Here is a 23,838-nt window from a genome sequence, read left to right as displayed (position 1 = left end):
AGTGAGTGAACATCCATGAGTCTTTCCCTTCGCGATCAATTGCTCAAGGCCGGCCTGGTCAACCAGAAGCAGGTCTCTCAGGCCAACAAGGCCCAAAAGAAACAGAAACGCCTGGAGCACAAGGGCCAGGTCGAAGTCGACGATACCCAGCAGCGCCTGGCCAAGGAAGCCATGGCCGAGAAGGCCAAGCGTGACCAGGAACTGAACCGTCAGCAGCAGGAAAAGGCCGAACAGAAGGCCCGTGCCGCGCAGATCAAGCAGTTGATCGAGGCGACTCGCCTGCCCAAGCTCACCACCGAGGACTACTACAACTTCGTCGACGACAAGAAGGTCAAACGCATTGCGGTGAACGCCCTGATGCGCAGCAAGCTGAGCAATGGCGCGCTGGCGATCGTGTCGTTTGGTGGGGGGTACGAAGTCATCCCTCGCGAGGCAGCGGTGAAGATCCAGGAGCGCGACCCCCATCGCATCCTGCTGCTCAACACCCATGTCGAGGAAGCGGATGAGGACGATCCGTACGCTGCGTACAAGATCCCTGACGACTTGATGTGGTAAGCATGAAAACCCCCGCCTAAGCGGTAACGCCTATTGGGGCTGCTTCGCAGCCCCATCGCCGACAGGTACAGCACAAACCTGCGCGGTACCTGTAGGAGCCGGCATGCTGGCGATGGGCCGCAAAGCGGCCCCAAATCAAAAGACTGTGTGGGTCATTGCGTAGCGCGCTGGTTTTCCAGCACTTCAAGCTCTGCCCGGTATTGGTGGGCTTCGTGTTCGTTATGGAACATCCCGACCAATTCACCTTGCTGGTGCACATCCCAGATCCGCACGCCAGCGGCCAGGCCTTCGTGGGACATTTTCGATTCGTCGCGTTCGGTTACTTGGACTGTCATCGTTAAACTCCACTGCTCAGTTGGTTGCGACATAATGTCGCGCACTTCTTTTATAGAGTTTGTTAGCTGCCTAAGTAAATAAAATGACCATGAAACAAGTTTCATGTGGCCCAGGCAAAAAGAAGCCCCGCACAGGGCGGGGCTACGGATCTTGCGGGCTGCGGCTTAGTTGCCTTTGACCGACTTGCCGTCGACCGTACCATCCTGCAGCACGATCACATACTCCTTGCCATCGGTCTCGACCTGGCGCAGTTGTACCAGCAGGTAGTCCCAGTCCTTGGCGAACCACAGCTCGGTGATGCGCTTGCTCTGGCTCGGGTCGCGCACGCGCTCGACCTTGACCGCCTCGACCTGGCCAGTCTTGGTGGTGACCTTTTCGGTACCCAGCACGCGGAAATCGTAGGTGTCGATCTCGTCACCATCGACCACCTGGTAGGTCATGCTTTTCTTGCCGGCGGCCACATCATGCTGCAGCGCCAGCTGATAGGAGGACTTGTCCAGCACGCCGCGGTTGAGCGGCAGGCTGACGGCATCGCCCCGATCGCTGCCGGTGACTTTCTTGCCGTTCCAGTCGAAGGTGAGGTCGACTTTCTTGGCTTTGCCCAGGCCGCCACGCTCGAAGTGATACTTCTGCGGCAGCAGGGTGTCGTTGTCCATGCGCAGGGTGCTTTGCTCGGTCAGGCTGGCGATCATCATGGAAGCCTTGAAATTAAGGTCCCAGGTACCGTTGGCATTTTTGACCAGGCTGCGCTCGGCAGTGCCGCTCATGGGGAGTTGCTTCCAGTCGGCGGTGTAGCTGGCCGAGAAGGGTTTCAAGTCGGCTGCCTGGAGGGGCAGGGCGAGCACGGCGAGAGCCAAGAGCAGGGCGCGACGCATAAATTCTCCTAGGGTCGGATCAAATGGCCACTGGCCGGCAGTGGCTGGCCGTCCAGTAATGCACCCTGTTCGCCCAGGCGCAAGCGCCCCTCGGCAAACCAGTGCACTGCCAGCGGGTAGATCTGGTGTTCCTGTTGGTGTACCCGCTGGGCCAGGCTTTCGGCGCTATCGCCTGACACTACCGGTACCACAGCCTGTACGACCAGAGGGCCGCCATCGAGTTCCTCGGTGACGAAGTGTACGCTGCAGCCGTGCTCGGCGTCGCCTGCCTCCAGGGCCCGTCGGTGAGTATGCAGGCCCTTGTATTTGGGCAGCAGCGACGGGTGGATGTTGAGCAGGCGGCCCTGGTAGTGGCGCACGAAGCCGCCACTGAGGATACGCATGAAGCCGGCCAGCACCACCAGGTCGGGCGCGAAGCCGTCGATGCGCGCCATCAGTGCCGCATCGAAGGCTTCACGGCCGTCGAAGCCGGTGTGGTCCAGTACGGCGGTGGCGATACCCGCCGCCGCCGCGCGTTGCAGGCCGTAGGCGTCGGCGCGGTTGGAAATCACCGCAGCGATGCGTACCGGGCTGTGTTCACCACGGCTGCTGTCGATCAAGGCTTGCAGGTTGCTGCCCGAACCCGACAGCAGTACCACAACATTACAGGGCTTGCTCGGCATCAGTGTGCCTTGAGGTTCTGCAGCTCGACCTGGGCAGCGCCTTCAGCGGCTTGTTCGATGCGGCCGATGACCCAAGGCTGCTCGCCTTCTGCGCGCAGAACATTCAGTGCTGCTTCGACCTGGTCCTGCGCCACGCAGATGACCATGCCCACGCCGCAGTTCAGTACGCGGTGCATCTCGTGCTCATCGACGTTGCCTTTTTCCTGCAGGAAGTCGAATACCGCAGGGCGCTGCCAGCTGGCCACGTCAACCACGGCCTGGGCGTTTTTCGGCAGAACGCGCGGGATGTTGTCCAGCAGGCCGCCACCGGTGATGTGGGCCATGGCCTTGACGGCGCCGGTCTGCTTGATCAGTTGCAGCAGTGGCTTGACGTAGATGCGGGTCGGCGCCATCAGCAGGTCGGTCAGCGGCTTGCCGTCGAGCTGGGTGTTCTCGATGTCGGTTGCCGACACTTCGAGGATCTTGCGGATCAGCGAGTAGCCGTTGGAGTGCGGGCCCGAAGACGGCAGGGCGATCAGCGCGTCGCCGGTAGCGACCTTGGAGCCGTCGATGATCTCGGCCTTTTCCACCACGCCGACGCAGAAACCGGCCAGGTCGTAGTCTTCGCCTTCGTACATGCCCGGCATTTCGGCGGTTTCGCCGCCAACCAGGGAGCAGCCGGCCAGTTCACAGCCGGCGCCGATGCCGGTAACCACGGTCGCAGCGACGTCGACGTTGAGCTTGCCGGTGGCGTAATAGTCGAGGAAGAACAGCGGCTCGGCGCCGCAGACCACCAGGTCGTTGACGCACATGGCGACCAGGTCCTGGCCGATGCTGTCGTGCTTGTTCAGGTTCAGCGCCAGGCGCAGCTTGGTGCCGACGCCGTCGGTGCCGGAGACCAGCACCGGCTGCTTGTAGCCGGCCGGGATCTCGCAGAGGGCGCCGAAGCCACCCAGGCCACCCATGACTTCAGGGCGTGCGGTGCGTTTTGCCACGCCCTTGATGCGTTCGACCAGTGCTTCGCCGGCGTCGATGTCTACACCGGCGTCCTTGTAGCTCAGGGAGGGTTGCTTGCTCATTGATCCAGGCCTTTAAGGGGGAGGGATTCGTAAAAACGACCGTGACGGCCAAGGCCGGCTGGGGAGCGGCGGCTGCCTGAAACGTCAGAGGTCTGTGAAGGCGCGCGATTTTATCAGGGTTGCCGTGCAGCGGCCATCCTCAGGCCGACGGGCAGGGCAGTAAATTGCTGAAAAAGGCTCGCGGGTGGTTGATGCAGTTCCTTCTGTATAAGCTGCAAGCAGTGAGCCCCAAGCCGCAAGCGAAAGCGTTGGGGTTCTGACTGCTTTTTCTTACAGCTTGAAGCTTGCAGCTTGAAGCTCGACTGGACAGGAATCCTCAATGCGTCTTCTCAATTATCTGTCAGCCGGCTGCCTTGCCTTGGTCAGTATTGCCGCCCAGGCCGAAAACGTTGCCGGGCTCTATCAGGTGCGCGAACCGCTCGAAGGGCAGGGCGCTGAAGCCCGCGCCGCAGCCACCACCAAGGCACTCGATACATTGGTGCTGCGCCTGACCGGCGACCCCAAGGCGCCGCAAAAACCGGCGCTGGCCGAACTGCGCAAGGACCCGCAACAGGTCATCAACCAGGTCGGTACCGAGGCCGGCCCGCCTGAGTCGGTGATGGTCGAGTTCGACCCGGGCAGCACCGAGCGGGCCTTGCGCAAGGCCGGGCTGGCGCTGTGGGGCAGCAACCGGCCGTCGATCCTCGGCTGGTGGCTCAACGACAGTGTCGAGGGCAGCAGCCTGGTTGGCGATGGCCAGACCAGCGCCCAGTCCCTGCGCCGTGCCGCCCAGCACCGCGGCCTGCCATTGCGCCTGCCGCTGGCCGACCTGCAGGAACAACTGGTGGCCAACGCCAAGCAGCTCGAAGGCAGCGATCCGGCGCCACTGCGCGAAGCTTCCGAGCGTTATGGCGCCGACGCCCTGTTGGCAGTGCACGCGCTTGAAACCGATGGCAAGTGGCAGGGCAAATGGCAGTTGTGGCTGGGCGACAAGCGCGAGCAAGGTAGCGCCGAAGGCGCTGACCAGGCCGCATTGGCCGATGCCGTGATGCTCGCCGTCAGCAACCGCCTGGCGCCACGTTACGTGACCCGGCCAGGTGCCAGCAGCCAGTTGCAAGTGCAGGTGCAAGGCGCGAACCTGCAGCGTTACGCTGAGCTGAACCGCGTTCTCGAACCTTACGGCCCGCGCCTGCAAATGGCCGACGGCAAGACGTTGACCTACGGCGTCACTGCCAACGCTGAGCAGTTGCGCGCGCAGCTGGGCCTGGCCAAGTTGCAGGAGGTCCCGGCTGAGCAGGCGCCTCCCGTCCCGTCCCCGGCAACGCCTGCACCCGCAACCGAGGCTGCGGCAGGGCAGCCTGCAACGGCTGCCGTAGCCCCCAAACCGTTCGACGGCCTGCGTTTTCGCTGGTAAGGAAGAGCGACCATGACTGATATGCGCCGTTGGATCTGGCTGGGCGCAGCCCTGCTGATTGCCCTGCTTCTTTATGGCCTGCACAACATCCTCTCACCCTTTTTGGTGGGTATCCTGCTGGCTTATCTGGCCGACCCGCTGGTCGACCGCCTGGAGCGCATGGGGCTGTCGCGGACCTGGGGCGTGGTGGTGGTATTCAGCCTGTTTACCTTGATCCTGCTGGTTCTGCTGCTCATCCTGATCCCGATGCTGGCCAAACAGCTGGTGCGCCTGTACGAACTGACGCCGCAGATGCTCGACTGGTTGCAACATGTGGCGCTGCCCTGGGTACAGAGCCGCCTGGGCCTGGCCGACGGGTTCTGGAAGTTCGACAAGATCAAGGCCGCCGTCAGTGAACACATGGGCCAGACCACCGACATCGTCGGCATGCTGCTGTCCCAGGCCACTGCGTCGAGCCTGGCGCTGCTGGCCTGGCTGGCCAACTTCGTGCTGATCCCGGTGGTGGGCTTCTATCTGTTGCGCGACTGGGACCTGATGATGGCCAAGTTGCGCAGCCTGCTGCCGCGCCAGCGCGAGGCGCAGGTGGTCGGGCTGGCCGCAGAATGCCATGAGGTGCTGGGGGCGTTCGTGCGTGGCCAGTTGATGGTCATGCTGGCGCTCGGCGTGATCTATTCCGCCGGGCTGATGCTGGTGGGGCTGGAGCTGGGGCTGCTGATCGGCATGCTGGCCGGCCTGGCGGCCATCGTGCCCTACATGGGCTTTATCATTGGCATCGGTGCGGCGCTGGTGGCCGGGCTGTTCCAGTTTGGCGGCGATCTGTACCCGATGCTGGGTATCGTTGCAGTGTTCATGGTCGGCCAGGCGCTGGAAGGCATGGTGCTGACACCGTTGCTGGTGGGTGACCGTATCGGCCTGCATCCGGTGGCGGTGATCTTCGCCATCCTGGCCGGGGGCGAACTGTTCGGCTTTACCGGCGTGCTGCTGGCCTTGCCGGTGGCGGCAGTGGTCATGGTGCTGCTGCGCCATGTGCATGACCTGTACAAGGAATCGGACATGTACGCGGGGGAGGTCGACCCTGATCTATAAGCCAGACTGCCTTGCAACTCGTTGATTTTGCTTGTGCTACGTGCCTTCGCGATTGTGCCCCCCGCATTGCGGGTATAGACTTTGCACACCGATCACCCTAGGCCCCCTGTGGTCCCCCGACCGCCCGCGAGCATGAAACCACCGATCCAGTTGCCCCTGGGTGTGCGCCTGCGCGATGACGCCACCTTCATCAACTACTATCCGGGCGCCAATGCAGCGGCATTGGGCTACGTCGAGCGGCTGTGCGAAGCCGACGCCGGCTGGACCGAGAGCCTCATCTACCTGTGGGGCAAGCAGGGTGTCGGCCGTAGCCATCTGTTGCAGGCTGCCACACACCGCTTCCAGCAGCGTGGCGAAGCCGCTGTGTACCTGCCGCTGGCGCAGTTGCTCGACCGGGGCATCGGGTTGCTCGATTACCTGGCGCAGTACGAGCTGGTGTGCATCGACGACTTGCATGTGATTGCCGGCAAGGCGGAGTGGGAAGAGGCGATGTTCCATCTGTTCAACCGCCTGCGCGACAGCGGCCGGCGCCTGCTGCTGGCGGCCTCGGCCTCGCCGCGCGAACTGCCGATCAAGCTGCCCGACCTCAAGTCCCGCCTGACCCTGGCGCTGGTATTCCAGATGCGCGGCCTGTCTGATGAAGACAAGCTGCGCGCCCTGCAATTGCGCGCCTCGCGCCGTGGCCTGCACCTGACCGACGAAGTCGGCCATTTCATCCTTACCCGTGGTACGCGCAGCATGAGTGCGCTGTTCGACCTGCTCGAGCGGCTCGATCAGGCTTCTTTGCAGGCGCAGCGCAAGCTGACCATCCCGTTCCTGAAAGAAACGCTCGGCTGGTAAGCCCGTAAATACGCGGCTTTGAGCGGCAAAACGAAAAAGTCACATCTTTTTCGATAAAATTTGCAAATGGCCCTGATAGAAGGCATAGTTTCCCCCTTCTAAAGGACTACAGACACGGTCGTGCCCATGCTCAAGCGCTTCGCACCCCTCGTGCCCCTCGCACTCGTGACCCTGCTGATTGGCTGCGCGGCCCAAGGCCCTGTTTCCCAGCCCCAGGATCACACCCCGGTCGCCTCCCAGTCGGCGCCCGAGGCCAAGGCTTCGGTATCGTCCGTATTCGGCGAGCAGCAAGAGCTGGCCACTGAAGATGACCTTCAGGCGTTCTCCAGCAACAGCAAGCCTTATCAGTTGCCAGTATTGGCCGACAGCATCCTGGAGCGCGGCATGTCCCTGATCGGTACCCGTTACCGCTTCGGTGGGACCTCGCAGGCGTCCGGTTTCGATTGCAGCGGTTTCATCGGCTATCTGTTCCGCGAAGAGGCCGGCATGAACCTGCCGCGCTCGACCCGCGAAATGATCAAGGTCGATGCGCCCAAAGTTGCCCGCAACAAGCTCAAGCCAGGTGATCTGCTGTTCTTCAGCACCAATGGCCGTGGCCGTGTCAGCCATGCCGGCATCTACTTGGGCGACAACCAGTTCATTCATTCCAGCAGCCGCCGCAGCGGTGGTGTGCGCATCGACAACCTCGGTGATCGCTACTGGAGCAAGACCTTCATCGAAGCCAAGCGCGCCTTGGCCATGGCGCCAGCGAGCAATATCGCACGCAACTGATATCAAAATGATGTACCCTGCCGCGGCGACGAAGCTTGAAAAGCTCGTCGCCGTGCGCATTTACAGAATGCGTCTAATCTAAATTCTCAACACTTTTCGGTTGCAGCCCAGCGATCTCAGACAGGATGTTCTGGCCATGGTGATGATGGCGCGCTTCGCATTCCTTTCCCTGGTGGCATTGCTTGCCGCCTGCTCCGGCCGTGCCCCGGCACCGGCGCCTGTGGTACAGCCACAGGTCCCGTACAGCCAACCCATAGCGTCCCCGGTTGCCAACGACGTGCTGATCCGCGCAATCGGCCTGGTGGGTACGCCGTATCGTTGGGGCGGCAACACTCCCGACTCCGGTTTCGATTGCAGTGGCTTGATCAACTACGTCTACCGGGACGCGGCGGGCATCAGCCTGCCTCGCTCCACGCGAGAAATGATCGTCATGCGTGCGCCGACCGTAGACGTTCACTCACTGCAATCGGGCGACCTGGTGTTCTTCGCGACCAGCGGTGGCTCGCAGGTGAGCCACGCCGGCATCTACGTGGGCGAAGGGCGGTTCGTGCATGCTCCGTCCACCGGTGGCACCGTGCGCCTGGACTACCTGTCCAACAGCTACTGGTCCAAAGCCTACCTGCAGGCAAAACGGGTGATTACCCAGGGGCACCTGGCACAGAACCCCTGATGGCGAAGCCGGCCACTCGCAAGGTGGCCGATGCGCGCCGCGCGGGCCGCGCTCCCTATCAAGAGCGCCTGAACCCTCAAGCGAAATCCCCGCCCTTCGATTGACGCTCCCGGTGCAACACTCTAACCTTCGCGCGTGTTTCAGGTGCCCTGCCAGCTCGTCTGGGCAGGGTGAAACTGGGAAGCCGGTGTGCGCCTGCAAGGTGCGAGTCCGGCGCTGCCCCCGCAACGGTAGGTGAGTCAAAAGCCGCGCACGGCCACTGGATACCAGTATCCGGGAAGGCGCGCAGGCCCGGGCCAACGCCCGCTCACGAGCCCGGAGACCGGCCTGTCACTGCCAACGGCATCACGGAGGGTGATGCGCGGTGCACCGTGGCATCTGGCCACGGCTCCTGCGCGTTCTCCGTCTGCCCGCCTATCGACCTGTCGCCGTATTTTGCGGGGCGACAGCCTGCGGAGACCCCCATGAGCGAAACCACCGAACGCGACGAACGTCATCTGGCGCGTATGCAGCGCAAGAAGGCGATCATCGACGAGCGCATCGCCAATTCCCCTAACGAGTGCGGCCTGCTGCTGGTGCTGACCGGCAATGGCAAGGGCAAGAGCAGCTCGGCGTTCGGCATGCTCGCACGCGCCCTGGGCCATGGCATGCAGTGTGGTGTGGTGCAGTTCATCAAGGGCCGCAACAGCACCGGCGAGGAGCTGTTCTTCCGGCGCTTCCCCGAGCAGGTGCGCTACCACGTGATGGGCGAAGGCTTTACCTGGGAAACCCAGGACCGCCAGCGCGACATTGCCGCCGCTGAGGCAGCCTGGGCGGTTTCGCGCCAGCTGCTGCAGGACCCGAGCATCCAGTTCGTGGTGCTCGACGAGCTGAACATCGCCCTCAAGCACGGCTACCTTGACCTCGATCAGGTGCTTGGCGATATCCAGGCGCGCCCCCCCATGCAGCATGTGATCGTCACCGGCCGCGCGGCCAAGCCCGAAATGGTCGAGCTGGCCGACACCGTCACCGAGATGGGTATGCTCAAGCATGCCTTCCAGGCCGGTATCCGCGCGCAGAAGGGCGTCGAACTGTGAGTCAGACGCGCCACTGCCCAGCCGTTCTGATCGCAGCACCGGCATCTGGCCAGGGCAAGACCACCGTGACTGCGGCCCTGGCCCGCCTGCACCGCAACCTGGGGCGCAAGGTCCGTGTGTTCAAATGCGGGCCTGATTTTCTCGACCCGATGATCCTTGAGCGTGCCAGTGGGGCGCCGGTGTACCAGCTCGACCTGTGGATGATCGGTGCGCAGGAAAGCCGGCGCCTGCTGTGGGAAGCGGCGGGTGAGGCCGACCTCATCCTGATCGAGGGCGTCATGGGCCTGTTCGACGGCACCCCATCCAGTGCCGACCTGGCGCGCCACTTCGGCGTGCCGGTTCTTGCCGTGATCGATGGTACGGCCATGGCCCAGACCTTTGGCGCACTGGCCCTGGGGCTGGCGCGCTACCAGGCCGACCTGCCGTTCGCTGGCGTGCTCGCCAACCGTGTCGGCAGCCTGCGCCACGCGCAGTTGCTCGAAGGTAGCCTGACCGAAGGCCTGCGCTGGTACGGCGGGCTGTCGCGCGAGCGCGGTATCGAGCTGCCCAGCCGCCACCTGGGGTTGGTTCAGGCCAGCGAGCTGAATGACCTGGATGCGCGCCTGGACGCTGCCGCCCAAGCACTGGGCAGCAGCTGCGATGCCGCATTGCCGCCGCCGGTGGCATTCGCCGCACCGGACGTACCGACGTGCAGCGCCACGCTGGCGGGTGTGCGCATTGGCATTGCCCGGGACGAAGCGTTTGCCTTCACCTACGGCGCCAACCTCGACCTGCTGCGCAACCTGGGCGCACAGCTGGCGTTCTTCTCGCCGCTGCACGACCGCGAGCTGCCCGCCGTGGACAGCCTGTACCTGCCGGGCGGCTACCCTGAGCTGCATCACCATGCGCTGGCCGCCAACGCACCGATGTGCGCCGCGATCCGTGCGCACCACGGCGCAGGCAAGCCGTTGCTGGCCGAGTGCGGTGGCATGCTTTACCTGCTCGATGCCCTGACCGATGTGGCCGGCGAGCGTGCCGCATTGCTTGGCCTGCTGCCCGGCGAGGCGACCATGCAGAAACGCCTGGCGGCGCTGGCCCTGCAGGCTGTGGAACTGCCCGAAGGCACCCTGCGCGGCCACACCTACCACCACTCGCTGACCAGCACCGAACTGCAGCCCATCGCCCGCGGCCAGAGCCCCAACGGCGGGCGCGGCAACGAGGCGGTCTATCGCCTTGGTCGGCTCACGGCATCCTATGTGCACTTCTATTTTCCCTCCAACCCTGAGGCGGCGGCGGCGCTGTTGCGGCCATGAGCGAGCACGCCTTCAGTGATGCCGAACGCGCGGCCGTCTACCGGGCAATCGGCGAGCGCCGCGACATGCGCCACTTCGCCGGCGGCAGCGTTGCGCCTGAAGTGCTCGGCCGCCTGCTCGCTGCCGCGCACCAGGCCCCCAGCGTTGGCCTGATGCAGCCTTGGCGTTTCATTCGCATCACCCAGGGTGAGCTGCGCGGGCGTATCCAGGCGCTGGTGGAGCAGGAGCGGGTGCGCACGGCCCACGCCTTGGGCGAGCGCACCGACGCATTCATGAAGCTCAAGGTAGAAGGCATCAACGACTGCGCCGAAGTGTGGGTGGCGGCGTTGATGGACAACCGCGAGCCACACATTTTCGGCCGGCGGACTTTGCCGGAAATGGACCTCGCCTCGCTCGCCTGCGCCATTCAGAACCTGTGGCTGGCGGCCCGCGTCGAAGGGCTGGGGCTGGGCTGGGTCTCGCTGTTCGACCCACAGGCACTGGCCGCGCTGCTGGGGATGCCAGCCGGCGCCAAACCGGTGGCGGTGCTGTGCCTGGGGCCTGTCACCGAATTCTATCCGGCACCCATGCTGGTGATGGAAAACTGGGCCGAAGAACGGCCCTTGAGCGACATGTTGTATGAAAACCAATGGGGGGAGCGCCCATGAGCGTCGCCTTGCTGACCGTGGCCGGCGTGGCCCTGGATGCGTTGTTCGGCGAGCCGCAGCGGCGCCATCCGCTGGTGGCCTTCGGTAACCTGGCGTCGAGCCTGGAGCAGCGCCTGAATGCCGGCGGGCGCGGTTGGCGCAGCCACGGCGTGAGTGCCTGGTTCCTGGCAGTGGTGCCCTTGACCCTGGTGGCGCTGATCCTCTCCTGGCTGCCCGGCATTGGCTGGCTGGTTGACGTGCTGGCGCTGTATTGCGCGCTGGGCCTGCGCAGCCTTGGCGAGCATGTGCTGCCGGTGGCCAGTGCCTTGCGCCAGGGTGATCTGGAGGAGGCCAGGCGCCGCGTCGGTTACCTGGTCAGCCGCGAGACCCGCGAACTCGATGAGCCGGCCGTGGCCAGGGCCGCAACCGAATCGGTGCTGGAGAACGGCAGCGATGCAGTGTTCGCCGCGCTGTTCTGGTTCATCGTGGCCGGTGCGCCGGGCGTGGTCCTGTACCGCTTGAGCAATACGCTGGATGCCATGTGGGGCTACCGCAATGAACGTTTTGAACGCTTCGGGTGGTGCGCGGCGCGCATCGACGATGTACTCAACTATATTCCCGCAAGGCTGGTGGCATTGACCTACGCCTTGCTCGGCAAGACCCGCCTGGCCCTGGCCTGCTGGCGCAAGCAGGGCCCGTTGTGGGACAGCCCCAACGCCGGGCCGGTGATGGCGGCCGGTGCCGGTGCGCTGGGTGTCGAACTCGGTGGCCCGGCGGTGTATCACGGCGAGCTGCACGAGCGCCCGCGCCTGGGCGAAGGGCCGATGGCCGATGCCGGTGCCATCGAGCGCGGCTGGGCCCTGGTACAGCGTGGCGTGTGGTTGTGGTTGCTGGTGATCTGCGTGGGAGCCTACTGCAATGCTTGAACATGGCGGCCGACTGCTCAGGGCAGTACGGCAATACGGGATTGCACGGGAGGCCTGGCTCGACCTGTCCAGCGGTATTGCGCCGTGGGCTTATCCTGTGCCGGCGATCCCGGCGCACGCCTGGGCGCGACTGCCCGAGACCGAAGACGGCCTCGAAGAGGCGGCCCGCCAGTATTACGGTGTTGGCCAGTTGCTGCCGGTAGCGGGCTCGCAAGCAGCGATCCAGGCCCTGCCGCATCTGCGCCCGAGCGGTCGCGTGGGGGTGCTGTCGCCGTGTTATGCCGAGCATCCGCAGGCCTGGCAACGGGCCGGGCATCAGCTGATCGAGCTGGATGAAAGCCAGGTCGAGGCGTATCTGGACAGCCTCGATGTGCTGGTGCTGGTCAACCCGAACAACCCGACCGGTCATCGCGTGCCCCCCAACCGCCTGCTTGCATGGCATGCCCGCTTGGCCGAGCGTGGCGGCTGGTTGGTGGTCGATGAAGCCTTCATGGACAACACGCCCGAGCACAGCGTGGTCGGTTGTGCCGACCGCCCCGGGCTGATTGTGCTGCGCTCGTTCGGCAAGTTCTTCGGCCTGGCCGGTGTGCGGCTGGGCTGCGTGGCGGCCGAACTGCCGTTGTTGCAGCGCCTGGCCGAGCTGCTTGGCCCATGGACCGTCAGCGGCCCGACCCGGGTGCTGGCCCAGGCGTGTTTCGCCGACCTGGTAGCCCACCCGCTGCAGATCGAGCGCTGTGCCCACGCCAGCCAACGGCTTGCCACGCTGCTGAAAAGCACCGGCCTTGCGCCCGCGGGTGGTTGCGACCTGTTCCAGTACGTACGCTGCGAGCGCGCAGCGCACCTGCATGACTTTCTCGCCCGCCGCGGCATCCTGGTGCGCCTGTTCGAACAGCCGCCTGCCGTGCGCCTGGGCCTGCCCGCCAGCGCCGCTGAAGAGCAGCGCCTGGCCCAGGCCCTGGCCGATTATCAGAAGGAAACGGCATGACCACCCTCATGGTGCAAGGCACCACCTCCGACGCCGGCAAGAGCACGCTGGTTACCGCCCTGTGCCGTTGGCTGCTGCGCCAGGGGGTGGCCGTGGTGCCGTTCAAACCGCAGAACATGGCCCTCAACAGCGCGGTGACTGCCGATGGCGGTGAGATCGGTCGCGCCCAGGCGGTGCAGGCCCAGGCTTGCCGGCTGGCGCCGCACACCGACATGAACCCGGTGCTGCTCAAGCCCAACAGTGACACCGGCGCCCAGGTCATCATCCATGGCCGCGCGGTCACCAGCATGAACGCGGTGGCCTATCACGACTACAAGGCTATCGCCATGCAGGCGGTGCTGGCCTCCCATCAGCGCCTCAGTGGCGCGTATCCGGTGGTGATGGTCGAAGGTGCGGGCTCGCCTGCCGAGATCAACCTGCGTGCCGGTGACATCGCCAACATGGGTTTTGCCGAAGCGGTCGACTGCCCGGTGATTCTGGTTGCCGACATCAATCGCGGCGGCGTCTTCGCCCACCTGGTCGGTACCCTGGAGCTGCTGTCGCCGACCGAGCAGGCCCGGGTCAAGGGCTTCGTCATCAACCGTTTCCGTGGCGACATCGCCCTGCTGCAGCCAGGCCTGGACTGGCTGGAGCAGCGCACGGGCAAGCCGGTGTTGGGTGTGCTGCCTTATGTCAGCGATCTGCACCTTGAGGCCGAAGACGGCATCGATGTACGCCAGGCGGCCAAGGATGAGCGCGTGCTCAAGGTGATCGTGCCGGTGCTGCCGCGCATCAGCAACCACACCGACTTCGACCCGTTGCGCATGCACCCCCAGGTGGACCTGCAGTTCATCGGCCCTGGCCAGCCGATTCCGCCTGCCGACCTGATCATCCTGCCTGGCTCCAAAAGCGTGCGTGGCGATCTGGCGCAACTGCGCGAGCGCGGTTGGGACACCGCCATCGCCCGGCACCTGCGCTACGGCGGCAAGCTCATCGGTATCTGTGGCGGCCTGCAGATGCTGGGCCGTGAGGTGCATGATCCGCTCGGCCTCGAGGGGCCTGCCGGGTCCAGCCCGGGGCTGGGCCTGCTCGATTACGCCACGGTGCTTGAGGCCCAGAAGCAACTGCGCAACGTGGCGGGGGCTTTGAGCCTCGAACAGTCGCCCGTGACCGGTTACGAGATCCATGCCGGCGTCACCCAAGGCCCTGCGCTGCAGCGCCCCGCCGTGCAACTGGCCGATGGCCGCAGCGACGGCGCCATCAGTGCCGACGGGCAGATCCTCGCCACGTACCTGCATGGCCTGTTCGAAGGCCGCCAGTCGTGCGCAGCGCTGCTGCGCTGGGCGGGCCTGGCGCACGTGCAGCAGATCGATTATGAGGCCCTGCGCGAGCGGGATATCGAGCGCCTGGCCGACCTGGTGGAAAAGCACCTGGACACCGCGCAGCTGCGAAAACTTTGTGGGGTCGCCTGACATGCGCAACCTGATCCTCGGCGGTGCCCGTTCGGGCAAAAGCCGCCTGGCCGAGCAGTTGGCAGCCGACAGCGGCCTGCCGGTGACCTATATCGCCACCAGCGAACCCCTGGATGGCGAAATGAACGAACGGGTACGCCTGCACCGCCAGCGCCGGCCAAGCGATTGGGCGCTGATCGAAGAGCCGCTCGCCCTGGCAGCCGTGCTGCGCGCCGAAGCTGCCGAAGGGCGCTGCCTGCTGGTGGACTGCCTGACCCTGTGGCTGACCAACCTGCTGATGCTCGATGACGATCAGCGCCTGGCTCAAGAGCGCGATGCACTGCTCGACTGCCTGGTGCAATTGCCCGGCGTGATCATTCTGGTCAGCAATGAAACCGGCCTGGGCGTAGTGCCCATGGGCGAGCTGACCCGGCGCTATGTCGATCTGGCCGGTTGGCTGCACCAGGCCGTCGCCGAACGTTGCCAGCGCGTGGTACTCACCGTCGCCGGCCTACCCCTGATGCTCAAAGGACCTGCTCTATGAACCCGACCTGGTGGCGTGACGCCTGCCAACCTCTCGACACCGCCGCCATGGATCAGGCCCGCGCCCGTCAGCAGCAGCTGACCAAACCTGCCGGGTCGCTCGGCCAGCTGGAAGCCCTGGCAGTGCACCTGGCCGGGCTGCAGGGGGTTGAGCGGCCGAACCTGGATCAGGTGGCCATCACTATTTTTGCCGGTGACCATGGCGTGGTCGAGGAGGGCATTTCGGCCTATCCGCAGGCGGTGACCGGGCAGATGTTGCGCAACTTCGTCGGCGGCGGCGCGGCGATCAGCGTGCTGGCGCGCCAACTGCAGGCAAGCCTGGAAGTGGTCGACCTCGGCACCATCGACCCGCATCTGGAATTGCCGGGTGTCCGCCACCTGCGCCTGGGGGGCGGTACCGCCAACTTCGCCCGCCAGCCGGCGATGACCGAGGTGCAGCTGCGCTCAGCCCTGCAAGCCGGCCGTGACAGCGTCCTGCGCGCTGCCCAGAGCGGCGCGCAGTTGTTCATCGGTGGCGAGATGGGCATCGGCAATACCACCGCTGCTGCGGCGCTGGCCAGCACCCTGCTGGGCTGCCCGGCGCGCGAACTGAGTGGCCCGGGCACTGGCCTGGACACCGCAGGCGTACGCCACAAGGCTGAAGTGATCGAGCGGGCCCTGGTGCTGCACGGTCTGCGTGCCGACGACCCGCTGCAGGCGCTGGCCTGTGTGGGTGGTTTTGAGATCGCCGCCCTGGCCGGCGCGTACCTGGCCTGTGCACAGCAGGGCATTGCGGTGCTGGTGGACGGTTTCATCTGCAGCGTCGCCGCGCTGGTAGCCGTGCGCCTCAACCCGCAATGCCGGGCTTGGTTGCTGTTTGCCCACCAAGGTGCCGAACCAGGGCACAAGGCGTTGCTCGATGCCTTGCAGGCCGAGCCGCTGCTGGCCCTGGGCCTGCGCCTGGGCGAGGGCAGCGGTGCGGCGCTGGCGGTGCCACTGTTGCGCCTGGCCTGCGTGCTGCACGGGCAGATGGCGACCTTTGCCGAAGCAGCCGTGGCGGACCGCCCGGCATGATCCTCGACCTGCTGCGCCACGGTGAAACCGAGCAGGGTGGCGGCTTGCGCGGCAGCCTGGACGATGCCCTCACCGAGCTGGGCTGGGCGCAGATGCGCAGTGCCGTGGGTGAGTGCGCCCCTTGGGACGTATTGGTCAGCTCACCCTTGCAGCGCTGTGCGCGGTTTGCCGATGAGCTGGGTGAACGGCTGGGTTTGACGGTGCAGCGCGAGGCCGATCTGCAAGAGTTGCATTTCGGTGAGTGGGAAGGGCGCAGCGCCTTGCAGATCATGCAGACGCAAGCGGATGAGCTCGGGCGTTTCTGGGCCGATCCTTACAGTTACACGCCGCCCGCCGGTGAGGCCGTCAGTGCCTTCGCTGAGCGGGTGCTGGGTGCTGTCGCCCGCCTGCACCAGCAGCATGCCGGCAAGCGGGTGTTACTGGTCACCCACGGTGGCGTCATGCGCCTGCTGCTGGCGCGTGCGCGCGGTTTGCCCAAGGAGCAGTTGCTGCAGGTGGAGGTGGGCCACGGCGCGCTTGTACGTCTGAGCCTGGGCGAAGACGGCCAACTGGCCGAGGTGCACTGAGATGCTGCCTTTATGGATTGCCCTGCAGTTTCTCAGCAGCCTGCCGGTAAGCTTGCCCGGTATGCCCGAACCGCGTGAGGTGGGGCGCTCGCTGCTGTGCTATCCGCTGGTCGGTTTGCTGTTCGGTCTGCTGCTGTGGCTTGCCAGCCATCTGTTGCAAGGCGCGCCGGCGCCTTTGCACGCGGCGTTGCTGTTGACGCTGTGGGTATTGCTCAGCGGTGCGCTGCACCTGGACGGCCTGGCAGACAGTGCTGACGCGTGGCTGGGTGGGTTCGGCGATCGCGAGCGCACGCTCAAGATCATGAAGGATCCGCGCAGCGGGCCGATTGCCGTGGTCACCCTGGTGCTGGTGTTGTTGCTGAAGTTCTGTGCGCTTTGGGTACTTGTCGAGCGCGGCGCCGGTGCGCTGCTGGTGCTGGCACCTGTGATCGGGCGGGCTGCGATGCTGGGGCTGTTCCTGCGCACGCCGTACGTGCGCCCAGGCGGGCTTGGGCAGGCGCTGGCCGAGCACCTGCCGCGCCAGGCTGCTGGCTGGGTGCTGCTGGGCAGTCTGCTGCTGTGCCTGGTGTTGGGCGGCTGGAGCGCGATCTGGCCGATGGCGCTGGCGCTTGGCGTGTTCTGGTGGTTGCGACGATTGATGTGTCAGCGGTTAGGCGGGACAACCGGCGATACTGCCGGGGCGATGCTGGAGTTGCTGGAGCTCACCGTGGTGTTGGGGCTGGCGTTAGCGACTTGAGTGGCTGCTTGGCACAATTGAAACTTCTTGCAACATCCATAGTGCGGGTATATACACGTAATCATGTTGACCAGTGAATGCATCTGCACGCACCTGCGTCGTGCCGCCCGTGGGGTGAGCCGGCATTACGACGAAGCCCTCGTTGGTTTTGGCATTAATGTCGCCCAATTTTCCCTGCTGCGCCATCTGCAGCGCCTCGACCGTCCTAGTATCACTGCCTTGGCCGAAGCCATGGGCCTGGAGCGCAGCACCCTGGGCCGCAACGTGCGAGTGTTGGAGGCCGAAGGCTTGGTGGCCTTGGCCGACGGTGACGACCAGCGCAACCGCGTGGTGTTATTGACTGCGGCGGGTGCTGAGCGCTTGCAAGCGGCATACCCTGCCTGGGAACACGCGCAGCGGCTGCTGGTGGATCAACTGGGCGAAGGGCAGCGTGACGAATTGGTGCGTTTGCTGGGCCAACTGGCCTGATTCATACGATCATAAGCGGGTATATACCCGCATAACCTTGCGATGTGCTGGAGATAACGACAATGACTTCGGTTTGGCGAACCAGCGGGTGGGTACTGGCGGGGGCGGCGTTGATCTTGGCGTTGTCCCTTGGTGTCCGGCACGGCTTCGGCTTGTTCCTGGCGCCGATGAGCGCCGATTTTGGTTGGGGCCGTGAGGTTTTCGCGTTCGCCATCGCCCTGCAGAACCTGATCTGGGGCTTGGCGCAGCCGTTTGCCGGCGCGTTGGCCGACCGCTTGGGCGCGGCGCGGGTGGTCATCATCGGCGGCATTTTGTATGCCGCCGGTTTGCTGCTGATGAGTACGGCCGACTCGGCCTGGTCGCTGTCACTCAGTGCCGGCCTGCTGATTGGTATCGGCCTGTCCGGCACCTCGTTCTCGGTCATTCTGGGCGTGGTTGGCCGGGCGGTACCGGCTGAAAAACGCAGCATGGCCATGGGCATTGCCAGCGCAGCAGGCTCGTTCGGCCAGTTTGCCATGTTGCCCGGCACGCTGGGCCTCATCGAGTGGCTGGGCTGGTCTGCAGCGCTGCTGGTGCTCGGCCTGCTGGTGGCATTGATCGTGCCCTTTGTCGGGCTGCTGCGTGACCGCCCGTTGCCTGCCTACGGTGGCGAACAGACGCTTGGCCAGGCGTTGCATGAAGCCTGCTCGCACTCGGGTTTCTGGCTGCTGGCGCTGGGCTTTTTCGTCTGCGGCTTCCAGGTGGTGTTCATCGGCGTGCACTTGCCGGCCTATCTGGTCGACCAGCACCTGGCGGCAACCACCGGTACCACCGTGCTGGCGCTGGTCGGGCTGTTCAACATCGTAGGTACCTACACGGCGGGCTGGCTGGGTGGGCGCATGTCCAAGCCGCGCCTGCTCACGGCGCTGTACCTGTTGCGCGCGGTGGTGATCGTGCTGTTCCTCTGGGCACCGGTGACCCAGTTCAGCGCCTATCTGTTCGGCATTGCCATGGGCTTGCTGTGGCTATCGACCGTACCGTTGACCAACGGCACCGTGGCTACTGTGTTCGGTGTGCGTAACCTGTCGATGCTGGGTGGCATCGTCTTCCTGTTCCATCAGTTGGGTGCCTTCCTCGGCGGCTGGCTGGGTGGTGTGGTGTATGACCGTACCGGCAACTACGACCTGGTCTGGCAGATCTCGATTCTGCTCAGTCTGCTGGCTGCGGCGCTCAACTGGCCGGTGAGTGAACGCCCGGTCGCCCGTCTGCAGGCTCAGGCGGCATGAACCGCTACCTTGCTTGCGGGTTGCTGGCCTTGGGGGCCGCACTGCTGCTGGTGCTGGCGTGGTGGGGCTGGCATCGGGGCGGCATGGCCCTCATGCAACTGGGCATGGGCGTTTGTTAAGCGCTACTCTGCAAGTTCGAGGATCGTTTTGCAGGGGAGTCTTTTGATGCGTGCATATGGGTTGATGATGCCGTTGCTGGCTATGTTCGCTGCCGGTTCTGCCGGGGCGGCGGATTGCCCGGCATTGCTGCAGGGCAGCCTGCCGGAGTTGCGTGGCAAGGGCGAGGTCGACCTTTGCCAGCGTTTTGGCGGCAAGCCGTTGGTGGTGATCAACACGGCCAGTTATTGCGGGTTTGCGCCGCAGTTCGAGGGGCTCGAGAGTACCTACAAGGAGTACAACGAGCAGGGGTTGGAAATGCTCGGTGTGCCATCCAACGATTTCAAGCAGGAAGACGCCGACAGCGAGAAGACGGCCAAGGTCTGTTATGCCAATTATGGCGTGACGTTCACCATGACCAAGACCCAGTCGGTACGGGGCAAAGATGCGATCCCGCTGTTCGTGGGGCTGGCGGAGCAAAGCAGTGCTCCGAAGTGGAATTTCTACAAGTACGTGGTTGATCGCAAGGGCAAGGTGATTGCCAACTTCTCCAGCCTGACCAAGCCGGATGATCCTGAGTTCAAGGCGGCGATCGAAAAGGCGATTGCATCGCAGCCATAACCCCGCGCTCTTGTTTTTGCTGTCCTTGTGATTTGCAGCCATGGCCGGCAAGCCAGCTCCCACAGGTACCGCGCAGGCCTCAAGAGCTGCGCGGCCCCTGTGGGAGCTGGCTTGCCGGCGATGGGCTGCGTAGCAGCCCTGATAAAGCTAACTGACTGGCATCAGCCACAAGGGCGGCGTTCACACAGCCGTACGTATCAGAAGCGGTAGGTGAGGGAGGCACCCACACCGTGAGCGCTGTTCTCGTACTTGGCCTGGTAGCTGCCTTTGCTGGCGCTGACCTGGTTGACCTTGGTGTCTTCCTCCCACAGGTAGGAGTAGGCAACATCGATGGTCATGTCGTCGTTCGGGCTCCAGCCCGCACCCAGGCTGAACACCTTGCGGTCGCCGGTCGGGATGCGCGGTGAACGGTCGTGGTTGTTGGTTGGCGACTGGTCGACGGTAAAGCCGGTGCGCAGCACCCACTCCTTGTTCACCTTGTAGGACGCGCCAATGGCGTGGGCCCAGGTGTCATGCCAGTTCTGCTCTTCGCTGATGGTCTCGAACGCCGAACCTGCCAGCGGTGCCGGAACATCGTTCTGCACGGTGATGTCTTCCAGGCGGCTCCAGCGGGTCCAGGTGCTGCCCGCGTAGAGGGTCCATTGGTCGTCAAGCTCATGGGTGACCGAAAGGTCGACCGATTCCGGTGTCTTGATCTTCAGGCTGGCGTCGAACTTGTCGCCGTTGAAGGGGCCGATCAGTGGTGTGCTGACACGGGTCTTGCCTTCGAGCTTGTAGTCGACCATGGAGTGATAGGTCAGGCCTACGCGGGTACGGTCGGTGGCCTGCACCAGGATACCGATGTTGTAACCGATGGCGGTATCGTCGCCCTTGATCTTCACTTCACCGTCGTTGCTGCCCGGGGTGAACGGGTTGATCAAGCTCGAGCCCAGTTCGCCCTTGATGCGGTTGATGGTCGGGCCGAAACCAATCGAGACTTTATCGTTGAAGGCGTAGCTGACGGTGGGCTGGAAGGTGATGACTTCGACGTGGCTCTTTTTACCCCAATAGCGCGCGGCATCGTCGCTACCGTAGTCGGTTACCAGGCCAAAAGGTACATAAACGCCGAAACCGACGCTCCAGTGATCATCGATAGGTTTGACGTAGTAACCCATCGGCACGCCGACCACAGGCACCATGTCACCATCGGTTTCCCCCCCGAGGTTGCTTCCAGGGCCCGAGATATCGGTTTTGGCGATGACGGCTGCGCCGCCCACGGTGAATTGTTCGCGCTTGAGGCGTGACATGCCTGCCGGGTTGCCAAACACGGTACTGGCATCTTCGGCAGAAGAAGAACGTCCCGCGAAACCTGTCCCCATGCTGCTGATGCTCTGTTCGTTGAGGGCGAAGCCGGCAGCGAACAGATGGCTGGAAGCGAAAGCCACGGCCAAGCCGAGGGAGGTTTTGAGCATTACTTTTTTCATTATTAGAAACTCCTTGGGATCTCCGGGGCGAAAAGCTACCAACAATTCACGCGCCGCGCCATAGCCTGTATCGCAGGAGATAGAGCGGTTTTGTAGGACAATCCGACCAAAATTCCATTTTTTCCGGCAATGCTGTAGGACGTTTCTTAAGATGCCTGTGGCAATTTCTGAGCAATACACAGATGCCAGGCCTGGGTGAAGTCGCGCAGACGACCTTGGGGGTGAAAAATCTGGCGCCAGATTCGCGCCTGGCCTAGCAGGTCGTCAACGGCAGGCAGGGGCGTTGCTTGTGCTTCGATGAGCATCCAGGCAATGGCGGTGGAGTAGCGCAGGTTGACTGCCAGTTCCAGGTGCGGGCCGCCCAGGAAGGCATGCTGGCTCGCCAGGCCGCGAACCAGGCTGGCCAGCTCAGGGTCACGGGCGAGAAAATCGTCCCAGACCGCCCGATGGCGATGCTCGCCAATACGGTACAGGCCGTGGCCGCGGCGATCATGCAACGCCGAACCGAGTGCCGACTGGCTGGCCGCGATGCCCAGCAAAAGGGCTTCGGCACTGGCGCAATGACGATTGAGGTAGACCAAGGTTGGTCGAATCACATACTGACACAATTCATTCGCCGCAATACCCATGATGCCCTCGAGCAGTAAGGGGCCGACGGGCGTGGGAGCTTGGCAGCTGGTGAGTGATCAGGCCCGCCGGAAGCGGCAAGGACCGCTCGAGTTGAAGTGTAGTGTGATAATCGTGGTGTAAAGGGCTGTTTTTAAATCGATTGCTGCCTGACGTTCGGCGCTATATGCCCTGCGGCAATTAGGCCAAGAACGATCAGGTAGCTTACCGTTTACTGCATTCAACAGCTGAATGCTACGGTATTCGCCGCTCACGCAGTGAGCGACTGGCGCGTCCGGGCAATGACGGCCTGCAGCGGTTCCGAGCGGCTGTACTGTTCTGGGTACAGGCGTTCGGTGTGGCAGGCAACGCCGTGCTCGTCCACCAGGGTGAAGCTGAAGTTGCCCTTGCGTGGGGCAGTGATAAGGCACTTCAACGGCGAGAAGGCCTGGGAAAGGGTGCCAATGGCAGCCTGAATTTGATGATGAGTTTGCATATTGTTGGATGTTCCTGCTTTAAACACGGGGATTATGATCCGTGCATGATAGAAACGTTCCAGTGACGCCTTTATTAAGGGACGAACGAACCTGACTGGAACAGGGCAGCCAGAGGGGGCGCAATCATAAGGTGGGCGCTTGGGCTGACTGGTAGGTACTTCAGAGGGCAGGCAGCATGCCGGGGCCAAGGTTCTAGGCCATCGGTATGGAATCCTGATCAATCTGTCACGTGATTCGTGCTGAACAGCGCAAGGCTGGTGAGTGAATCATCGAAAGGGCCGGTCCTGGTTTCAGCAGTGTTGCTCTTGGGGGGAGCAGGCCTGCAAGGACGTTTCTGGCCAGAATTGACTTTCAGCTTGGTACTAACGAGGGGCACCTTACCGGAAGCTGAGGTGCTTTGCAAGCTTTGTCACAGGTCTTAAGGTAAGCCGAGCAGTATGGCGTTTCTTTTGCGTTGTGTGAAGAGGGGGCAAATGGCGCACAACCGGCTGGATGTACCAAGTTCGTGCATTCAAATGCAGGTTTTCGGTGCACTTGTTCACATTCGAGGCGTGACTTGTAACAGCTCGACAACACCCTCCGCCAAGCCTGCCAATGCCTTGACTGCTACCTTAAGTCAATGAAAAAAAACACTATTTTTAGCTGGTGAAAAAATCGTCAGTTTGACTGAAAGCCCCGTTTCACGCGGGTTTGCGGGGTGGTTTGGGGGGTTGTCCACCGAGTTATCCACAGGAACTGTGGATTGTCCCGAGCGCTTGCTCTAGGACGGGAGTGCCAGCAAATTACAGAACTGTCCGACAATCATCAGGCAGCTGCAGATCCGCCGGCCATCCACTTGGAAACGTCAAGAAAAGATCATCGAAATTTTTTTCCGGGCGCAGAAAATCCTCAGGTCACGATATGAAAAAAAGGGTAGAGTGGCGCGCCTTTCGAATTGCCTTCTCTGTTTGTCATGAAATTTCGCGGTAAATCCCCCACCGAACCCGCTGTCACTTCATCAGCCCCTTCGTCCAAACGCTTTTCACTGAAAGTGGCCCTATGGCTGCTGGACAACCCGCGCCTGGGCGAAAAGCCGCAGGTCAAGCACTTGGCCGGACGCCTGCTCAAACAGCCGGCTCGGGAGGGCGTGGTAGTGGCCCAGAGCCGGTTGGGGCAGATGCTCTGCCGCGATTGCGGCAATTCCCGTGACAGGCGCATCGGTCATGAACTGCTGCGCCAGGCGGCGCGCGCCGGCGACCGCCTTGCGCAACTGGAGTACGCGCGGCTCTGCCAGGCCAGTGAGCCGGGGCAGGCGCAGGAACAAACGGACTGTTAAGCTGCATCTCATTTGCGACAGACTTGTT

The 23,838-nt window shown here is 63.7% G+C and carries 27 protein-coding genes, 1 pseudogene and 1 riboswitch; of the genes and pseudogenes, 21 read left to right on the top strand and 7 right to left on the bottom strand.

Annotated elements, in window-relative coordinates:
* Window positions 1–15: 15 nt before the first annotated feature.
* On the top strand, window positions 16–555 hold the full coding sequence (locus ACMGGN_RS15785; protein ID WP_012313134.1) for a DUF2058 domain-containing protein: 540 nt from the start codon (window positions 16–18) through the stop codon (window positions 553–555).
* 152 nt (window positions 556–707) lie between these two features.
* On the opposite strand, the gene ACMGGN_RS15780 is transcribed toward ACMGGN_RS15785, so the two are convergent.
* The 4 genes from ACMGGN_RS15780 to purM form a co-directional block, all read right to left on the bottom strand.
* Window positions 708–890: a hypothetical protein gene (locus tag ACMGGN_RS15780; RefSeq protein ID WP_119688400.1), complete on the bottom strand. Its 183-nt coding sequence runs from the start codon at window positions 888–890 to the stop codon at window positions 708–710.
* Window positions 891–1,055: 165 nt separating this feature from the next.
* On the bottom strand, window positions 1,056–1,766 hold the full coding sequence (locus tag ACMGGN_RS15775; RefSeq protein ID WP_012313136.1) for a DUF3108 domain-containing protein: 711 nt from the start codon (window positions 1,764–1,766) through the stop codon (window positions 1,056–1,058).
* Between the two features lie 8 nt (window positions 1,767–1,774).
* Window positions 1,775–2,428, bottom strand: a complete 654-nt coding sequence (gene purN, locus ACMGGN_RS15770) for a phosphoribosylglycinamide formyltransferase (RefSeq protein WP_046787450.1) — start codon at window positions 2,426–2,428, stop codon at window positions 1,775–1,777.
* Window positions 2,428–3,486 (bottom strand): phosphoribosylformylglycinamidine cyclo-ligase, encoded by a 1,059-nt coding sequence (gene purM, locus ACMGGN_RS15765; RefSeq protein WP_012313138.1) that lies wholly within the window; start codon window positions 3,484–3,486, stop codon window positions 2,428–2,430. Before purM ends, purN begins: the two co-directional genes overlap by 1 nt.
* A 319-nt stretch (window positions 3,487–3,805) precedes the next feature.
* Here purM and ACMGGN_RS15760 point away from each other — a divergent pair, with 319 nt between their 5' ends.
* The 19 genes from ACMGGN_RS15760 to ACMGGN_RS15670 all read left to right on the top strand — a co-directional run bounded on the left by ACMGGN_RS15760 (window position 3,806) and on the right by ACMGGN_RS15670 (window position 19,929).
* Window positions 3,806–4,879 carry a DUF2066 domain-containing protein gene (locus ACMGGN_RS15760; protein WP_414156092.1) on the top strand — a complete coding sequence of 358 codons (1,074 nt, stop codon included), beginning with the start codon at window positions 3,806–3,808 and terminating at the stop codon, window positions 4,877–4,879.
* Between the two features lie 12 nt (window positions 4,880–4,891).
* Entirely contained in the window at window positions 4,892–5,965 is a 1,074-nt protein-coding gene (locus ACMGGN_RS15755) for an AI-2E family transporter (protein ID WP_046787448.1), read from the top strand.
* A 132-nt stretch (window positions 5,966–6,097) separates the two neighbouring features.
* Window positions 6,098–6,805 carry a DnaA regulatory inactivator Hda gene (hda, locus tag ACMGGN_RS15750; protein WP_039601502.1) on the top strand — a complete coding sequence of 236 codons (708 nt, stop codon included), beginning with the start codon at window positions 6,098–6,100 and terminating at the stop codon, window positions 6,803–6,805.
* A 126-nt stretch (window positions 6,806–6,931) separates the two neighbouring features.
* A complete protein-coding gene (locus tag ACMGGN_RS15745) occupies window positions 6,932–7,576 on the top strand; it encodes a C40 family peptidase (RefSeq protein WP_046787447.1) in 645 nt (214 codons plus the stop codon).
* A 136-nt stretch (window positions 7,577–7,712) separates the two neighbouring features.
* Window positions 7,713–8,246, top strand: coding sequence for a C40 family peptidase (locus ACMGGN_RS15740; RefSeq protein WP_115272978.1), 534 nt, complete (start codon window positions 7,713–7,715; stop codon window positions 8,244–8,246).
* A 125-nt stretch (window positions 8,247–8,371) separates the two neighbouring features.
* Window positions 8,372–8,592: riboswitch (cobalamin riboswitch) on the top strand.
* Between the two features lie 118 nt (window positions 8,593–8,710).
* Complete coding sequence (cobO, locus tag ACMGGN_RS15735; protein ID WP_196997613.1) at window positions 8,711–9,322, top strand: cob(I)yrinic acid a,c-diamide adenosyltransferase; 612 nt, start codon at window positions 8,711–8,713, stop codon at window positions 9,320–9,322.
* Window positions 9,319–10,614, top strand: a complete 1,296-nt coding sequence (locus ACMGGN_RS15730) for a cobyrinate a,c-diamide synthase (protein ID WP_115272977.1) — start codon at window positions 9,319–9,321, stop codon at window positions 10,612–10,614. Before cobO ends, ACMGGN_RS15730 begins: the two co-directional genes overlap by 4 nt.
* Window positions 10,611–11,261: a 5,6-dimethylbenzimidazole synthase gene (gene bluB, locus ACMGGN_RS15725; protein WP_414156091.1), complete on the top strand. Its 651-nt coding sequence runs from the start codon at window positions 10,611–10,613 to the stop codon at window positions 11,259–11,261. Before ACMGGN_RS15730 ends, bluB begins: the two co-directional genes overlap by 4 nt.
* On the top strand, window positions 11,258–12,166 hold the full coding sequence (cbiB, locus tag ACMGGN_RS15720; protein WP_115272975.1) for an adenosylcobinamide-phosphate synthase CbiB: 909 nt from the start codon (window positions 11,258–11,260) through the stop codon (window positions 12,164–12,166). The genes bluB and cbiB overlap by 4 nt, the downstream gene beginning before the upstream one ends.
* Window positions 12,159–13,151, top strand: coding sequence for a threonine-phosphate decarboxylase CobD (gene cobD / locus ACMGGN_RS15715; protein ID WP_174142126.1), 993 nt, complete (start codon window positions 12,159–12,161; stop codon window positions 13,149–13,151). Before cbiB ends, cobD begins: the two co-directional genes overlap by 8 nt.
* The gene (locus tag ACMGGN_RS15710; RefSeq protein ID WP_414156090.1) at window positions 13,148–14,602 is read left to right on the top strand and encodes a cobyric acid synthase; all 1,455 of its coding nucleotides are present in this window, start codon (window positions 13,148–13,150) and stop codon (window positions 14,600–14,602) included. The genes cobD and ACMGGN_RS15710 overlap by 4 nt, the downstream gene beginning before the upstream one ends.
* A 1-nt stretch (window position 14,603) precedes the next feature.
* Window positions 14,604–15,125, top strand: a complete 522-nt coding sequence (cobU, locus tag ACMGGN_RS15705; RefSeq protein WP_046787440.1) for a bifunctional adenosylcobinamide kinase/adenosylcobinamide-phosphate guanylyltransferase — start codon at window positions 14,604–14,606, stop codon at window positions 15,123–15,125.
* Window positions 15,122–16,177 (top strand): nicotinate-nucleotide--dimethylbenzimidazole phosphoribosyltransferase, encoded by a 1,056-nt coding sequence (gene cobT, locus ACMGGN_RS15700; RefSeq protein ID WP_115272972.1) that lies wholly within the window; start codon window positions 15,122–15,124, stop codon window positions 16,175–16,177. Before cobU ends, cobT begins: the two co-directional genes overlap by 4 nt.
* Entirely contained in the window at window positions 16,174–16,743 is a 570-nt protein-coding gene (gene cobC / locus ACMGGN_RS15695; RefSeq protein ID WP_046787438.1) for an alpha-ribazole phosphatase family protein, read from the top strand. The genes cobT and cobC overlap by 4 nt, the downstream gene beginning before the upstream one ends.
* A 1-nt stretch (window position 16,744) precedes the next feature.
* A complete protein-coding gene (locus ACMGGN_RS15690) occupies window positions 16,745–17,479 on the top strand; it encodes an adenosylcobinamide-GDP ribazoletransferase (protein ID WP_119688407.1) in 735 nt (244 codons plus the stop codon).
* 63 nt (window positions 17,480–17,542) lie between these two features.
* Window positions 17,543–17,947: a MarR family winged helix-turn-helix transcriptional regulator gene (locus ACMGGN_RS15685; RefSeq protein ID WP_119688408.1), complete on the top strand. Its 405-nt coding sequence runs from the start codon at window positions 17,543–17,545 to the stop codon at window positions 17,945–17,947.
* A gap of 62 nt (window positions 17,948–18,009) precedes the next feature.
* Window positions 18,010–19,212, top strand: a complete 1,203-nt coding sequence (locus tag ACMGGN_RS15680) for an MFS transporter (RefSeq protein ID WP_046787435.1) — start codon at window positions 18,010–18,012, stop codon at window positions 19,210–19,212.
* Window positions 19,209–19,331 carry a hypothetical protein gene (locus tag ACMGGN_RS15675; RefSeq protein ID WP_256345742.1) on the top strand — a complete coding sequence of 41 codons (123 nt, stop codon included), beginning with the start codon at window positions 19,209–19,211 and terminating at the stop codon, window positions 19,329–19,331. The genes ACMGGN_RS15680 and ACMGGN_RS15675 overlap by 4 nt, the downstream gene beginning before the upstream one ends.
* A 46-nt stretch (window positions 19,332–19,377) precedes the next feature.
* A complete protein-coding gene (locus tag ACMGGN_RS15670; protein ID WP_414156089.1) occupies window positions 19,378–19,929 on the top strand; it encodes a glutathione peroxidase in 552 nt (183 codons plus the stop codon).
* A 197-nt stretch (window positions 19,930–20,126) separates the two neighbouring features.
* Here ACMGGN_RS15670 and ACMGGN_RS15665 read toward each other — a convergent pair whose 3' ends face one another.
* The 3 genes from ACMGGN_RS15665 to ACMGGN_RS15655 all read right to left on the bottom strand — a co-directional run bounded on the left by ACMGGN_RS15665 (window position 20,127) and on the right by ACMGGN_RS15655 (window position 22,494).
* Complete coding sequence (locus ACMGGN_RS15665) at window positions 20,127–21,392, bottom strand: OmpP1/FadL family transporter (RefSeq protein ID WP_115272967.1); 1,266 nt, start codon at window positions 21,390–21,392, stop codon at window positions 20,127–20,129.
* Window positions 21,393–21,538: 146 nt separating this feature from the next.
* Window positions 21,539–22,021 (bottom strand): hypothetical protein, encoded by a 483-nt coding sequence (locus ACMGGN_RS15660; RefSeq protein ID WP_012313161.1) that lies wholly within the window; start codon window positions 22,019–22,021, stop codon window positions 21,539–21,541.
* A 248-nt stretch (window positions 22,022–22,269) separates the two neighbouring features.
* On the bottom strand, window positions 22,270–22,494 hold the full coding sequence (locus tag ACMGGN_RS15655) for a hypothetical protein (RefSeq protein WP_012313162.1): 225 nt from the start codon (window positions 22,492–22,494) through the stop codon (window positions 22,270–22,272).
* A 953-nt stretch (window positions 22,495–23,447) separates the two neighbouring features.
* On the opposite strand from ACMGGN_RS15655, the pseudogene ACMGGN_RS15650 reads away from it, so the two are divergent.
* Window positions 23,448–23,792: pseudogene (locus ACMGGN_RS15650) on the top strand (sel1 repeat family protein); the annotation flags it as partial.
* Between the last annotated feature and the right edge of the window lie 46 nt (window positions 23,793–23,838).

Origin of the sequence: Pseudomonas sp. BNK-30 (assembly GCF_047456185.1) — a bacterium.
In the GTDB taxonomy this organism is placed as follows: Bacteria; Pseudomonadota; Gammaproteobacteria; order Pseudomonadales; family Pseudomonadaceae; genus Aquipseudomonas; species Aquipseudomonas putida_E.
This window is presented reverse-complemented; position numbering and strand designations above follow the sequence as displayed.